Annotated in this window: 16 protein-coding genes; 6 read left to right on the forward strand and 10 right to left on the reverse strand. The window is 65.3% G+C overall.

Going from position 1 to position 14,600, the window contains the following annotated elements; genetic code table 11:
- Window positions 1-923 (reverse strand): type II toxin-antitoxin system HipA family toxin (locus tag ACERNI_RS17325; protein ID WP_448834476.1); only part of this gene is annotated, 923 nt, incomplete at its 3' end.
- Entirely contained in the window at window positions 901-1,221 is a 321-nt protein-coding gene (locus tag ACERNI_RS17330; protein ID WP_448834477.1) for a helix-turn-helix domain-containing protein, read from the reverse strand. The genes ACERNI_RS17330 and ACERNI_RS17325, both read right to left, overlap by 23 nt.
- A 328-nt stretch (window positions 1,222-1,549) precedes the next feature.
- Between ACERNI_RS17330 and ACERNI_RS17335 the strand changes: the two genes are divergently transcribed.
- From ACERNI_RS17335 to ACERNI_RS17355, 5 genes are all read left to right on the forward strand, one after another.
- Window positions 1,550-1,816, forward strand: a complete 267-nt coding sequence (locus ACERNI_RS17335) for a helix-turn-helix domain-containing protein (RefSeq protein WP_255329992.1) — start codon at window positions 1,550-1,552, stop codon at window positions 1,814-1,816.
- 60 nt (window positions 1,817-1,876) lie between these two features.
- Complete coding sequence (locus ACERNI_RS17340; protein WP_448834504.1) at window positions 1,877-2,152, forward strand: DNA -binding domain-containing protein; 276 nt, start codon at window positions 1,877-1,879, stop codon at window positions 2,150-2,152.
- Window positions 2,153-2,282: 130 nt separating this feature from the next.
- Complete coding sequence (locus tag ACERNI_RS17345; RefSeq protein WP_448834478.1) at window positions 2,283-2,615, forward strand: transcriptional regulator domain-containing protein; 333 nt, start codon at window positions 2,283-2,285, stop codon at window positions 2,613-2,615.
- On the forward strand, window positions 2,551-3,045 hold the full coding sequence (locus ACERNI_RS17350) for a DUF2285 domain-containing protein (RefSeq protein WP_448834479.1): 495 nt from the start codon (window positions 2,551-2,553) through the stop codon (window positions 3,043-3,045). Before ACERNI_RS17345 ends, ACERNI_RS17350 begins: the two co-directional genes overlap by 65 nt.
- Window positions 3,046-3,099: 54 nt before the next feature.
- Complete coding sequence (locus tag ACERNI_RS17355) at window positions 3,100-5,097, forward strand: helicase-related protein (protein ID WP_448834480.1); 1,998 nt, start codon at window positions 3,100-3,102, stop codon at window positions 5,095-5,097.
- A 345-nt stretch (window positions 5,098-5,442) separates the two neighbouring features.
- On the opposite strand, the gene ACERNI_RS17360 is transcribed toward ACERNI_RS17355, so the two are convergent.
- The gene (locus ACERNI_RS17360; protein ID WP_448834481.1) at window positions 5,443-6,462 is read right to left on the reverse strand and encodes an LLM class flavin-dependent oxidoreductase; all 1,020 of its coding nucleotides are present in this window, start codon (window positions 6,460-6,462) and stop codon (window positions 5,443-5,445) included.
- Between the two features lie 153 nt (window positions 6,463-6,615).
- On the opposite strand from ACERNI_RS17360, the gene ACERNI_RS17365 reads away from it, so the two are divergent.
- A complete protein-coding gene (locus ACERNI_RS17365; protein ID WP_448834482.1) occupies window positions 6,616-6,939 on the forward strand; it encodes a YnfA family protein in 324 nt (107 codons plus the stop codon).
- A 104-nt stretch (window positions 6,940-7,043) separates the two neighbouring features.
- Here ACERNI_RS17365 and ACERNI_RS17370 read toward each other — a convergent pair whose 3' ends face one another.
- The 7 genes from ACERNI_RS17370 to ACERNI_RS17400 form a co-directional block, all read right to left on the reverse strand.
- Window positions 7,044-7,532 (reverse strand): ABZJ_00895 family protein, encoded by a 489-nt coding sequence (locus ACERNI_RS17370; RefSeq protein ID WP_448834483.1) that lies wholly within the window; start codon window positions 7,530-7,532, stop codon window positions 7,044-7,046.
- Window positions 7,533-7,660: 128 nt separating this feature from the next.
- Window positions 7,661-8,134 carry a very short patch repair endonuclease gene (locus ACERNI_RS17375; protein WP_448834484.1) on the reverse strand — a complete coding sequence of 158 codons (474 nt, stop codon included), beginning with the start codon at window positions 8,132-8,134 and terminating at the stop codon, window positions 7,661-7,663.
- Window positions 8,115-8,957 (reverse strand): GIY-YIG nuclease family protein, encoded by an 843-nt coding sequence (locus ACERNI_RS17380; RefSeq protein WP_448834485.1) that lies wholly within the window; start codon window positions 8,955-8,957, stop codon window positions 8,115-8,117. The genes ACERNI_RS17375 and ACERNI_RS17380 overlap by 20 nt, the downstream gene beginning before the upstream one ends.
- Entirely contained in the window at window positions 8,954-10,141 is a 1,188-nt protein-coding gene (locus ACERNI_RS17385; protein WP_448834486.1) for a DNA cytosine methyltransferase, read from the reverse strand. The genes ACERNI_RS17380 and ACERNI_RS17385 overlap by 4 nt, the downstream gene beginning before the upstream one ends.
- Before the next feature lie 362 nt (window positions 10,142-10,503).
- Window positions 10,504-10,941, reverse strand: a complete 438-nt coding sequence (locus ACERNI_RS17390; protein WP_448834487.1) for a DUF983 domain-containing protein — start codon at window positions 10,939-10,941, stop codon at window positions 10,504-10,506.
- Between the two features lie 388 nt (window positions 10,942-11,329).
- Window positions 11,330-12,880: an aminotransferase-like domain-containing protein gene (locus ACERNI_RS17395; RefSeq protein WP_448834488.1), complete on the reverse strand. Its 1,551-nt coding sequence runs from the start codon at window positions 12,878-12,880 to the stop codon at window positions 11,330-11,332.
- Between the two features lie 98 nt (window positions 12,881-12,978).
- A complete protein-coding gene (locus tag ACERNI_RS17400) occupies window positions 12,979-14,562 on the reverse strand; it encodes an AMP-binding protein (RefSeq protein WP_448834489.1) in 1,584 nt (527 codons plus the stop codon).
- Between the last annotated feature and the right edge of the window lie 38 nt (window positions 14,563-14,600).

Consider the following 14,600-nt stretch of genomic DNA (forward strand, 5'->3'; position numbering starts at 1 on the left):
ATGGGCGCTGATGTCGGACAGTGCATGTCGCCATTGCCCATGACCACCGAAAAGGTCAGCCGCCGGACAAACTCCAGTGCGGCAAAGGGCGAGATTGCCACGTTCAGCACGGATGCGATGTCGTGGGAGGCTGCTCCGTCATATTTACGCGCCGGGTACAGGCCGAAGACCTGCGCGAAATCCTCGATATGGATGCGCCGTCCATCGGTTCCGCGATCGAAGCGCCGGACCAGCAGGACGAGACCTTCGGCGAGCGTCTCGAATTCTTCGGGAATGCCCTCGAACTGGTCGCGACCGACCAACTCCCGCTCCGGCACCTCCATGCCGATGGCTTCGGCAAGCGCAAGGTTCGCGAACTCATTTTCCGACACACCCGGAAAGGCCGTAGACGGGAACTTGGCAATATACTGCCCTTCGCCATCACCGAGCGGCAAGGTCAGGCTGCCGCCCTTGCCGGTGTTCTTCATCACCGAGAGCTTCATCTGCACGCCCGCCAGCGAAAAGCGCGCTTTTGGCTTGTCCGGGGACGCCGCCGTCGCGGCTCCCGGTTGGCCGTCACTGGGCAGAACCCGCACTGCGCCCGGCAGATCCGCGCCAAGAGCCGCGAGGAGATCGAAATCATTCCCCGGCCGAACATGGGCGGCGTGGTGCTTTTCCATCGCCTCGCGCAGCCTGTCTTCGGGAAGGAGATTGGCGAAGAAGGGCGGCAACGCGCCTGCGACCGGGCGCGGGTCTTTGCGCAGGCCCCCCGTAGCGGCACGCAATGACAAGCTCAGAACCGGGCAACCTCCTGTGTCGCGATACGCCGGGTCAAGGCTGAAAGCGTTGAAGTCACCTGGTGTTCTGACGATCGTGCCAACCCTCACACTGTTCAGGAACACGTCCAGTGACGGGATGGTCTCAGCGGTGCGGGCGGCTATCATCGTCGCTCTCCGGTTGCGGGCTGAAGGCGGGGCGATCATCCTCGGTCTCTGGGTGTAAGAGCGCTTCGATGGCGGGCACCATCGCCTGGGGAACGAGCATCATTTCCAGACCGAGCGCTCGGGCAATATTGATCAAGGTTGTAGTGCGCGCTGCCGCCGCCCCAGTTTCAACATCGCGGTAGCGCGGACGCGATATGCCGGCCAGATCGGCCACCTGCTCCTGGGTCAGTCTGGCGGCCAGTCGGGCGCGGCGAAAATGGTCGCCGATCAACCCGAGCGCTTCTGCTTCCATCTTCATATGATTCCTTTGCGGATCATTTCGGCGATATTGATCTGAATGCGTATCATGCTCTGGCGTGAATGCCAAGAATATGATCTTCAGACATATCATCTTCGAGAAATTGGATCGTTTGGGGCTCTTTTGGTGGCCGACCGGTGCGGATGCCGATCCAAGTATCAGCGCCCCACAACCTTGCCGAGGCAGGCGAATCGGACGGCCTATGCGTTGTCCTGCCCAAATAACCTCTTGCCCAGATTTGACGATTTCATCTGGCAGAAAAGGAAAGGGCGACTAAAATAGCCGTAGTTCTGGAATGCGCGCCGGTCGCGATGGGAGGTGATCATGCATGATCACCGCTCGACAGTCGCGGGCCGCACGCGCGTTACTGGGTTGGACGCAGGAGACGCTCGCTGACAAGGCCCGAATATCGCTGACTGCCCTGAAGCGCCTTGAGTCCGAGAGCCGGCTCGAGGTGTATGAGACAACGCGGGATCAGGTACGCCGGGCGCTTGAAGCAGCAGGGATTGTTCTCCTCTCCACGGATCGCGGGCAAGGAGTGTTGCTGGTTCATGGCCAAGACGAGAAGAGACACCGACAGATCCACGACGGCTGATTGGCGCAGGCCCCATCATCGATCTGCGGCGGCGGCCTGTGTCTTGCGGCGATCCTCGATATGACATCTTCGGCCCCCTCCTTCGACGACATTGCGCCCATTAGCGACGAGCTCACCGAGTATGATCGCGCGCATATCAAGCTTTATATGCGGCTACTCGATGCCGCCGACGATGGCGCGGAATGGACCGAAGCCGTTAATGTGCTGTTCGGTATCGACCCTGTTCAGGAACCCGAGCGCGCCAGGCAAGTCCATGACAGCCATCTGGCACGGGCACGCTGGATGACGCAGAGCGGCTATCGCCAGTTGCTCCATCGTCCGACAGATCGCAACTGACCTCGGCGCTGACGCCAGAGTGATGCCCTGATGGCATCACTCCATGCCTCCCTTCCAGCTTCCATCTTCTTAGATGTGGCGGAATCTTTTCACGCTCCACCTCTGTGTAATTTCAACCGGGAGCGGAGCAATGAAACCGGATACTTCCCGCTGGCGAGACCAGAGCCAATATGAATTCTACGATGCACTGCCCGTTGAGGGCGTCGCGTGGGAATGCTTACGCCGTAACGCTGCCTATCAGGCCAGCTTCGATGAACTTGTAACGCAAGACGCTGGACATCTTCCTCTTTCGGATGATGCCCAGCGTCGCTGGGGGTTGCGATTTCCCGGCAGATCCCCAACATTCCGCGCTCGATCAACCGGTCATCTGGTCACCCCTTGCCAATCCGGCCGTGCTGATGCTTGGGGCCACGCCCGATTTCCTTACCACATCGTCGGCCGCGTTATCCGTCGATCCTGTTGATGTCATCCGCGGGCCAGAGGGGGCATATGGCGCATGCCGCGACGGGGACGGCCAATATCTGATCCTGGCTGAAACCGGCTCTGCTGCGCAGCCTGCGATTGTCCTGCCGCTTGACGACGATCTGCCAGATCGGCTCGAAGCCGTTCTCAGGCTCTGGCATGTGCTGGCCGCGAAACCCACGCGCCGAGACCCCAGGATGACGCCGTATCAGCGCCGGCGTTTCCGCCTGATGATGCAAGCCGCTGACGGAAACGCCAACCACGCGACCTACCGTGAGATTGCCATCGCGATCTATGGGGAGGAGCGTGTTCGGGCCGAGCCGTGGAAGACATCGGCTTTGCGGGCATCTGTCATCGCCCTTGTCCGATCTGCCACCACGCTCATCGATGGCGGCTATCAAGACCTTTTGCGCCATCGTCGCAAACCCTGACGCCGCCGTTAGGCTGGGGTGAGGATTTCACCCCGTCGATCTTTCTCATCCCCTATGCCGACGCTCCTTCGCCACCGTGCGCATGACACGCCGCTGATCGTCAGCGGCATCCTGCACAACCACGGAGGCCCGCCCTATGCGACCCGATCTCGCCGCCTTGCCCAAACGATTCTGGACCACGAACTGTCGCGCGATGCCATTAACGGCGATCAGAAATGGCTTTCGGCGGACGATTACAAGAACAGGATCCTGCCGCTGATCGGCTATGGCCTGGGTCAGTTTGATCTCATAGTCGTTGACGAAGCCCACAAGGCGCGCGGCGCAGATTCAAGCCTTTCGCGCATTCTCGGCCCGGTAAGCTGGGAAGCGGATGATCCTTTTCGTCTGGGCATGACCGCAACCCCGGTCGAGCTGGACTCCAGCCAGTGGATCGACACGCTGGAGCGGCTCAATGGTCGCGATGACGATCAGGATATTACTGCGCTCGCAGAGCTGACGGAATGGATCACCGGCTATGTGGATGTTGTTCGTCGGATTCAAACCGAAGAACTGGACGAGACGCTGACCGGGGAATTCGAGACCTCCGCCCGGCAGTTCTGCGCAGCATTGCGACCATACGTCCTGCGCCGGGACAAACGCAGTGACCCCGAATTCTGCGTCTTCAAAGACAGTCATGGTGATTATCGTGAGGTCACCGATATCCCGGTTTCACCGGAGGCAGAGGGTTTTACCCGTGACTGGTTGCGCCGCTTTTGTGCGGCTGAGGCGCTGTCGTTACTCCCTCAGGATGATCCGCGTGTGAAACGGGTCAGGCTCGCCGTTGCCCAGGGGTATGGGTGCGGCTTTGGAGAGGATGAGGAAGACAGCCCTTCAGGCATGACAGATGCAAACCTCGTTGGTCCGGCGGGGTTTTGGACGGAAGCTTTCACCGCTGAGAGCAACGACATCTATAGCCACCCTGCGATCCTGGCGGCTGTGAGACAAATCGAGGCCTATACACGGGCCGGCGAGAAAGTGCTCGTCTTCGGCAGGTTCCTGACGCCGATGAATGTGCTGACCAGACTGCTGGACGCGCGTGAGATGCTGCGTCGTTTGCGAGACGGACAGCACTGGCCTGCCAGTGGGATCGGGGAGAGCAATATAGCAGCAGTCATTGCGGCGATGAGGGATCCTGATCTTGCGGTGGCGGGTGGGGTCGACGAAATCGATGTGATGTTGAAGACCCGCTATCAGGAGTGGGCGAGCGAGCGCCGGGCTGAACTCGCACGGCTTCATCGGGAGTTGGAAGACCTTGCGCTGGAGGGAGGAGCTGCTGCATTTCTGTCAGAGATTCTGCGCCATGAGGACGGCAAACAAGACCTTCAATTCGGGGCTTTGCTCGAGGCACTTGGTGGCAGGCGGGAAGTTGCGGGCGCTTCCTGGACGGGGCGGGAAATGCTCGGGCTGTTCGAAAAACTGCTCCTGGAGCTTGCCGGGGATGATGAAGCAGAGAACAACGATACGCAGAAAGCCCGGCTGGATGCCTGGCTGAACGACTATTCCGGGCGCGAGGGCAACTTCGCCAGGATGATGTCAGGCGCAACCGCACCGCAAACGCGGCGTATGCTGCAATCTGCATTCAACCGGTCGTCCAGTTGGCCGATGGTGCTCCTCGCGCAATCCCGCGTCGGGCGTGAGGGCCTGAATCTGCATGAGGCCTGTCGCACAGTGATTCTACTGCACGCGGAGTGGAATCCCGGCATTGTCGAGCAGCAGATTGGGCGTGTGGATCGCAAGAACAGTCTTTGGCTTCGCGAATGGCGGAAATGGAGGGATCATGGTGATGGTCTCCCGCCCCGCATTCGGGTTCACCCTGTTGTCGTCAGTGGCACATACGACGATCACAACTGGCAGGTTCTCAAGGCGCGTTGGCTGGAACTGAGGGCGCAGTTGCATGGCGATGTCCTGCGTCCCGTTCCAGGTCGGTCAGAGGTGATAGATGACAAACGAACCTACGCTGACCGCGTTCGGCGCGCAGTGCCGGATTTTTCGCCGGGAGAACGTGGCGGTTGAGTTGTAGTGTAACCGATACTCACGCTGCTGTTCGGAATAGGACGGAATGAAAGCTGCTATTTTTAGCAACCATTCTCCCCGCGTTGGATTTGGCGTTGATAGGAAAATGGCTATTAGTAGGTCGCAAGTAATGGTGGTTGCAGCCTCCCGCAACCATCTTTACCGGCGTCGATTGCAAGTTGTGATCGATGCCGGTCCCCGCAACCATCTTTACTTGCTCGGGCAACAAGTGAAGATTAGATCCAGCCCCCGCAACCAAAACACAATAACCCCCGAACGCATTGGCGTCCGGGGGTTTTCCTTTTTAGAGCACTCAGCTGCGCGCATGGGGAGCGGGCGTTGCAATCAGCGCCAGCCAAGCGCGGGCGCAACATTCTTCAAAATCGCTTCGATGACATGCGCGTTGTAGGCCACGCCAAGCTGGTTCGGAACGGTCAGCAGCAGGGTGTCAGCCTCGGCGATCGCTTCGTCCTTGCGCAACTCCTCGATCAGCCGGTCAGGCTCCGCCGCGTATGAGCGGCCGAAGATGGCCCGGGTATTATCATCGATATAACCGATCGAATCCGCATCCTTGCCCTTGCCGAAGTACGCGCGGTCCTGGTCGTTCACCAGGGCGAAGATCGAGCGGGAAACCGAAACGCGCGGCTCGCGCTCATGGCCGGCTTCTTTCCATGCCGCGCGGTAAGCCCGGATCTGCTTCGCCTGCTGGACATAGAAAGGTTCGCCGGTCTCGTCGTCCTTCAGCGTCGAGCTCTGCAGGTTGACGCCGAGCTTCGCCGCCCAGATCGCCGTCGCGTTGGAGCCAGAGCCCCACCAGATCCGCTCCCGCAGTCCCGTTGAATGGGGCTCCAGCCGCAGCAGGCCGGGCGGATTGGGGAACATGGGGCGTGGATTGGGCTGGGCGAACCCCTGACCTTTCAGCACCTGCAGAAACGCCTCCGCATGCCGTCGGCCAAGATCCGCGTCGCTCTCGCCATCGCCGGGGGCGTAGCCAAAATAACGCCAGCCATCGATCACCTGCTCCGGCGAACCCCGACTGAGGCCAAGCTGCAGGCGGCCGCCGGAAATCAGATCGGCGGCGCCAGCATCCTCAGCCATGTACAGCGGGTTCTCATAGCGCATGTCGATGACGGCGGTGCCAATCTCGATCCGGCTGGTTTTGGCGCCGACAGCGGCGAGCAGCGGAAACGGCGAGGCCAGCTGGCGGGCGAAATGGTGGACGCGGAAATAGGCGCCGTCCGCGCCAAGCTCCTCAGCAGCCACCGCAAGGTCGATCGACTGCAACAGGGCGTCGCCGGCCGAGCGGGTTCCTGAGTGCGGCGAAGGCGACCAGTGCCCGAATGAAAGGAAGCCGATTTTCTTCATGATCTCATCATCCCTGGGGCCCGCACATGGTGCGGGCCATCGAACCTCCATGTGGCCCGGCGCGAAGCGCTTCGCCAGCGCTGGGGCGCAAACAGCATCTTGCGCAAACGCAATTGGCGGGTGATGAGCAGCGCGCGGGCAAAAGGAGGACGAATGACCATTGCAGCCTATATTGGCGCGGCTTTTGCTGAAATCGCCGGCTGTTTCGCTTTCTGGGCCTGGCTGAAGCTGGGAAAAAGCCCGCTGTGGCTGGCGCCGGGTCTGGTGTCGCTGGCGGCCTTCGCCTGGCTGCTGACCCTGGTCGACAGTGAGGCGGCGGGACGGGCTTACGCGGCCTATGGCGGCGTTTACATCGTGGCGTCGCTGCTATGGCTGTGGGGCGTCGAGGGCGTCCGTCCGGACCGTTGGGATACGTTTGGCGCTGCGGTGTGCCTGGCCGGCGCGGCCATCATCCTGTTCGGGCCGCGCGCGCCGTGATTGCGAGCGCCGGGGATACCAACTGACCCGTCCAGGACCTGAAAGGCTCAGGCTCCGCCTGTGCCCCGATCAAGCCGGATGAGGCGGATGCATCCGTCTGCCGATTACTCGAAGGTTTCCGCGATTGCCCGTTTGTCTTTCTTCTGCGCCTGGCGGCCGCCCATGAACAGGCCAAGGCGGATGAGCAGAAGTTGCAGCAACAGCACGAAGGCGACGACGCCGGCCAGCAACGGCTGCTCGCTTGCAGGCGCCCCGCCCAGTGGACTGCCTGGCATGCCGGCGGCGACATAGAAAAAACCGAGCAGCAAAATCTGGACCAGTATTGTCGCCAGGAGGCACAGCAGGGCCACCCGCCACGCGCGGGCGCCGGATGGGCCGACGTGCTCGCGCCTGTACCAGATCTGGCCGACGCTGCCAGCGGAAGCCACCATCAGCAGGAAGGCCATCGCCGCGCCGTTGGAGGGGTTGAAGCGCAGGAATGTCTCGAGCAGCAGATACAGGACGTTCAGCGCAATGACGCCGCCGACGAAGATTGCGAGATAGTACAGCGCGAGCGTCAGGTTGGAGACAGGGCGGGACGTGTTGCCGTTCATGTTGGCATCCAGATGGCTGTGGCTGTCCGTTGTTGGTCGTGCCCCGCCACGGGTCCAGTCTCAGGGCCGCCGGAAACGGATGGGATCACCGCATCTTGATCCTGTAACAGTTCAATGGGGCAGCCGGGTTACGCGGCGGGCGGCGGCGGGGCCGATGTGACCGCATCTTCCATGAAATCCCGCAGCAGCGCCGTCAGGGCCGGGCGTTCGCGAAGCTTGAGCTGGCATTCCCAGACGATCAGCACCCGCCACCCCGCCTGGCGCAGCGCAGCGAGATGGGTGGCGTCACGGGTAACATTGCCGCCGATCTTGCCGCGCCAGTAATCGGCGTTGCTCGCGGGCATGCGGGCGCCCCGGGCGCAGTCATGGCCATGCCAGAAGCAGCCATGGACGAAGATGAGCTTGCGGCGGCCGGGAAAGACAATGTCCGGCGCGCCGGGCAGGTCGCGGCGGTGCAGCCTGTAGCGATAGCCCATGGCGTGCAGCAGGCGCCGGACGGTCATCTCGGGCCGGGTGTCGGTGGAGCGCACCGCGCGCATGATGCGGCTGCGCGTTGGGGAGGGGGCGCTGTCAGGTTTCCCGTCAGGTTTCTTCGGCGTCATCGGCGGTTTCTACGGTGGCCGCGCCGCCCAGCGCCTGATAGCGCCGCTCGGCCAGCCATTGCAGCCGGCGCGCCTGGGTGGTCAGCACCCGGCGCAGACCGCCGGGAGCTTTGCGTTCAGAGATCACCTGCGCCAGCCGGGCGATCACCAGGGCGCGGCGGGCAATGCGGAAGTCCGGGTGGGAGCGGATGGCGGCCACCGCTTCGGAGACGATGCCGCCACGCAGTGACGGCGGCGGCGTGATGGCGACGCGCGGCGCGGGCGGGTCCTTTTCGTTGAGCACGGCCCCGAAGGCGCTGCCGGCGATGGCCGCCAGATAGACCGCGTGCTCCAGGGCGTTGAGGGCATCGCGGGCGTCGCGGCTGTCGGCGCGGCTGACATCCTGAAACTGTGGCAGCGGCCATACCTCGATCTCGAACACCTCGAATGGGTCGAGCACGGACATGGCCACCGCATCGGTGCGCTGGTTGGTGAGATGGCGGCGGATCCGCGTGCGCAGGCGTTCGTTGGTCTGGCCAACGTAGATCGGCTCGCCGTCATAATCGTAGAAAGCGTAAACGCCCCAGCGCCAGTTGCCTGCCGGCAGGGTGACGCCAGTGACGGGGTCGGTGAAAGGCGTATCCAGAAAGACCGCCAGATTGCGCCGCAGGTCGTCGGTTTCAAACGGCGGAGCGGCGTCGTTGTCACGGCCAGCGCCGGGGCGCTGCTCTGGCGTGGGCGGTGGCGCAGGCGTCGCCAGAGCGGGAAACAGCAGCGGCGCGTCGTCGTCCTGCGTTGCGCCATGCCGCGTCACGCCGGGTCGGGTAACGCTCGCCTCACTCAAATCTGGCCCCCGCTTCCGGACTGGCTGGCGGCGACCGGCGCGGGCTGCGCGGCAACGCCGAGCAGCGGTTCGAAAAGATGGCGGGCCAGATGGCGCACGACCGGCGCGGCGACCCCATCGCCGGTGAGATGGTAGGCTTCGTTATAATTGCGCGGCAGCCGGTATTCGTCCGGCAGGCCCATCAGGCGGGCGGTCTCGCGGGCAGAGATCAGCCGGGAGCGGATGCGATCGCCGTCGACCACCATGATCACCTGACGGCTGGAGCCGCCGGCTGGCGTTCGCAGGCAGCCCGCCACATCGTCGAAGCGGACTTCCGCCCGCTGCACCTTGGCGCCGCTGGCGTCGGTGCGGGTGCGTTTGTAGATGGCGCCTACCATGCGACGCCCGGCGCGGCGCGCCGCTTCCACCTTGGCGAGGTTGACCGGAGACATGCGCGCCAGCAGCAGCCGGGTTTCCGCCTCCGTATGCCAGGCGACGCTGGCCGGATTGTCCTCAACCAGGTCAGCGAAGCCCTGGTTGCGCCGCGGCGGGGTCGGCACGTTCCACCACAGCCAGTTGGCGCGGGCGGCGTCTGAGAGGCGGGCCATTGCCGCGCGCAGTCCACGGGTGTGAAACGGCTCCAGGGCGCCTGGGGCGATCAGGCCCGGCGGCAGCGGCAGGTCCTTGCGCACGCCGACAACGAACAGGCGCGGACGTGACTGGGGCACGAACAAAGCGGCGTCAATGACCAGGGCGCCGCAGGCGTAGCCATTGTCGGCGAAGGTCTGGCAGATGGCGGCGAAATCCTGGCCGCCATGGGAGGTCAGCGCCCCGGTGACGTTTTCCAGCGCCACGACGCGCGGCCCCCGACCTTGCGCCGCCAGGGCGCGGACGATGTCCCAGAACGCGTAGAACGTGCCCGAGCGCGCGCCCTTCAGCCCGGCGCCGGCGCCGGCCAGCGACAGGTCCTGACAGGGAAACGACGCCCATGCCAGATCGGCCACGCCTGGCAGCGAATCAACGCCGACAGCGCGGATGTCGCCAACCTGGATTACGCCGGGCGCGCCCCAGTTGGCCTGATAGGTCAGGGCCTTCTTGTGATCGAAATCATTGGCGAAAGCGCAGCGCCAGCCGTCCCCGAGGCCGGCGCGGGCCATGCCGCCCCCGGCAAAAAACTCGTAGAATGTCGGCTGCGGGTCATGCATCGCCGGCTCCGGATGGCGCCCATCCCGCCCCTGCGCCGGCGCGGAATGTGTGTTGCGGATGGGGAGACGATCCGGCGCAGGCCGTCAATCGCCACGAAATGGCGCCGCCCCGACGGCCGGCGTTTCCTGTTCGTTCCCATCGTAGCAGGCCGGGCCGGGCCTCGCCAGCACATCCTGGGGGATGGCGCGGGCCGGCGGCGCATCCACTGGCGGCTGCGATGCTCGCGCAACATCAGTGCGGCGCGGCGCTTTCAGCGGCGGCTTCTGGCGCGCGGCGTCTTTTGGGGCGGGCAGCGGGAAGGCTGCATTCCTGTGCATGGCGGCGGAACGCGGCCTTTATCCTGCTCCGTTACGCCCTTCGGTCAGGCGCCGCCTTTCGGCCACGAGCCGCCCTGGGCCTCGCCCAGCTGGTAGTGACCGGAGGCGCCGGCGAGACGGCCTTCCTCAGCCTTGTGGAAATACTGGCTGGCGACCAGCCAGCCCTTGAGCGGGCGTAGCGGCAGGATGCAGCCGACGATCATCAGCGGCAGGGTCGTCACCAGATGCACCCAATAGGGCGCCGTGTAGGCTACCTCCAGCCATACGGCGAAGGCGCCGATCAGGATGCCGGTGACGCAGATGGCGAAGAACGCCGGGCCGTCGGCCGGGTCGGCGTAAGAATAGTCGAGGTCGCAGACCTCGCATTTCTTCGCCAGCTTCAGATAGCCGGTAAACAGATGGCCCTGGCCGCAGCGTGGACAAAGGCCGCGCGGTCCGGTGCTGGAAGGGGGGAGGGGCGGCCAGTGGGTCCCGTCAGACATTGCCAGTTCCTCGTGTCGGGTATTTCCGGGCCAAGCCAGACCAGAGCCTGGGCCAAAGCCGCTCAGGCCGGACCGGGAGGTCACCCTGCCGTCATGATGCGCGGCGCGCTGGAAACGCTCCAGTCCGCGCCCGCGCCAGGAAATGCATCCTTGCAAATGCCGGCGGTAATCCGGTCTGGTCCCCGTCGCGCCCGCCAGTCTGGCGACGCGCAGGTCCGCGCCGGGGCGCCCGCATGTATGATATTGTATGTATATTGAGTGGAATGTATGTCAACGATCCGCAGCCGGGCCAGGCGCGTTTGCCGCAGGCCCAAGCCCTCGGGGTCTGAAGTCCCTGAAATCTGAAGTCCCGGAATCTGAAGCCAGCAGCCCGAAAACCGGCGCAGCGTCAGACGACGCCATGGGCGAACTCCGGCTCCCGCGCCAGCAGGTCGGCGGCGATATGCAGGCCGCGCTCCAGATCGCCGCGCCGCGCCGGCACGCCGAGACCGAGGCGGAGCGCCTGCCGTGGCGCGGGGCCGATGGCGAATGCCTCTGACGGAACCGCGGCCACGCCGGCGACGCGCAGCCGGGCGGCCAGATCGACGCCGCGCCACGGCGCCGGGGCGTCGAGCCACAGGTGGAAGGCGTTGCTGTCGGCTGTAACGCACGCCGCCGGCAGGATGCGCCGGGCCAGCGCCACGCGGGCGGCGGTTTCGGCGCGAATGGCGTCGCGGACCGCATCCGCCACGCCATTGCGTATCCAGGTTGCTGCGATGGCGACGGTGAGTGGCGACGCCATCAATGCCGTCGCGCCAATGGCCGCGCCGATGCGCGTGGCGCCCCGGATATCCGGGGCCGCCACCCAGGCGACGCGTAGCGCCGGCGCCAGGCATTTGGCCATGCCGGCAATGTGGATGACCTGCTCTGGCGCCAGGCTGGCCAGTGGCGGCGGCGCATCGGGGGCCAGCGCCCCGTAGGCGTCGTCCTCGATGATGGTTACGTTGTGGCTGGCGGCGATGGCGATGAGCGCCTGGCGTCGCTGTAGCGACAGGGTGCGGGTCGTGGGGCTGCTGAGGGTGGGGTTGCAGTAGAGCGCGCGCAGGGCCTGGGTCTTGCAGGCCGCCTCAAACGCTTCCGGCAGCAGTCCTTCGCTATCCATGGCGATGGGCAGCAGGCGCAGGCCCAGAACCTTCGTCGCCGCGATCAGGCCGGGGTAAACCAGGGTTCCGGCGGCGATGGCGTCGCCAGCGGCGCAGATGGCGTGGCAGGCGGCGAGCAGGGCGCTCTGGGCGCCAGGGCAGGCCAGCACCCGGGCCGGATCGACGCCGGGCAGCCGTGGGGCCAGCCACGCGGCGCCGGCCTCGCGGTCCTGGGCGGCGCCGCCGGGCTCCTGATAGCGCATCATCAGGTCAGCCCCGCCGTCGCGTCCCGTCGCGGCGACGCTGTCCCACATGCGCGCCGCCAGGTCGCTGTCGCCAACCGGCGGCGGCAGGTTCATGCTCATATCGACGAGGCCGCTGCGCCCAGGGGCCCGTTCTGGAGCCCGTTCTGGGGTGCGTTCAGGCTGGCTGGCTTGCGGGCGGGGGCGCGGATCGGGCTTCGCAGGCTGGCTGGCGCCGCGTCGCGACGTCGCGACGGCCGGCGCCTGGCTGTGGCCGGCGGGGGACGCCTGCACCCAGGTGCCCTGGCCGACCTTGCCGTCGATCAGTCCCCGGCCGCGCGCCTCCGCGTAGGCGCGGGTTATTGTGGTGAAATCGACGCCGAGGCGGGCCGCAAGAGCGCGTTGTGACGGCAGGCGGGTTCCTGCCGGCAGGGCGCCGCTGGCGATGTCCGCCTCCATGGCGTTGGCGATGGCCAGATATAACGGGCCGCCGCTGCGGCTGATCGCCGGCGACCAGATGTCGTCAGACGGACGCGCCTCGCGCCCGCCGCCGGACCCCGCATCTTGCCGCGCCATACAATATTCCCTCAATCGCCAATGGGCATATTGTATGTATATTGTATGTCTTCGGCAAGGCGGTCCGCGCCGCTGCGCAAGGCGGCGACCGCCAGCCGTCAGCCGCGCAGTTTTTCGCGCGCCACCTTCACGCCGGCCTTTTCACGATCCCACGTATCGCCAGTGACGCCGGCGCTGCGCAGGACGTGCTTCTCCACCTTCTGCGTTGGCGTCTTGGGCAGGTCGGGCAGCACGCGGATGTAGCGCGGCAACATGAAATGGGCGAGGCGGGGGCGCAGGAACTCCAGCAGCTCCAGCGGATCGATGGTCGCGCCAGGCGTCGCGGCGACAATGGCCAGCACGTCGTCCTCGGAGGTTTCGTTGGGCACGGCGACCACGGCGCATTCGCGCACCGCCGGGTGCGCCAGCACCTCCACCTCCACCTCGAAGGACGAGATGTTCTCGCCGCGCCGCCGGATGGCGTCCTTCTTGCGGTCAACGAAAAAGAAATCGCCGTCGGCGTCGCGGCGGAAGGCGTCGCCGGTGTGGAACCAGCCGTTGCGCCAGGCCTGCGCCGTCGCTTCCGGGTTTTTGAAATAGCCGGAGTTCAGCGCCCAGGGGGCGTCGGTGCGCAGGATCAGTTCGCCGATTTCGCCCGGCCCGACCTCGCAGTCATGGTCATCGACAATGCGCACCTCGACGCCGGCGCGCGGCCGGCCGCAGGTTCCCGCCTTGGCCGGCGAAGGCCCGGAGACGATCGGCACGTTGATCTCGGTCATGTTGAACAGCGTCGTCACTTCCGCGCCGAACCGCTCCTTGAAGGCGCGCCAGTTTTCATCGAGCGGGATCATCACCACCTTGCGCAGGGTGTGGTCCCGGTCCCGCGCCGAGGGCGGCGCCTTGGCGACAAAGGTGGTCATCACGCCCAGCAGGATGGTGACCGTGGCCTGCGTGGCCCGCACATGATCCCAGAACCTGTCGGTGACAAAATCGCCGGCCATGCCCACTGTCCCGCCGCGATTGAGCATCGCAACCACCGGCAGGGTGCCGCCGACGTGGAACAGCGGCCCGTAGAACAGGAAGGTGTCCGAAGCGTCCACGGTTGGCCAGGCTTCCCGGCCGCTCATGTGGAACAGATGGGCGTAGCTGCTGATCACGCCCTTGGAGGGGCCGGTGGTGCCGGAGGTATAGATGATCGATTGCACGTCCCACGGCTCGATCGGCCGCTGCAACTCCGGCAAGGTCGCCGGATCGCCGGCCAGCGCGACAGAGCCGGAGAGGATGTCGAGGCCGGCAATGGCGACGCCGGGCTCCACATCGCCGCCGACGGTGACGCAGGTGGTCAGCCCGGCCCGGTCCACGTCCGCCAGGCGATGCACAAGGTCCGGGCTGGCGACGATGACCCGCGAACCGGCGTTGGCGATGACGTGAGCCAGCAGGTTGCCGCGGTAGGCCACATTGATCGGCACATAGGTGGCGCCGAGCCAGTTGATGGCGAACCAGACGCGGATCATGTCGACGCTGTTCGGCAGCCAGACGGTGACGGTATCGCCCTGGGCGACGCCCAGCTTCGCCAGCGCAGCGGCGATCGTGACCACGCTGTCGCGCATCGCGGCGTAGGAAATCTCCGACCCGTCGGCAAGGCGCAGGAAAGCGCCGTCCGGCTGCTCCGCCGCGCGCCGGGCGAGCACGTAACGCAGCACGCAATCATCGCGGGCGGGCGGGCGGGAATTCCGCGGGC

This window comes from Camelimonas sp. ID_303_24 (assembly GCF_053543495.1).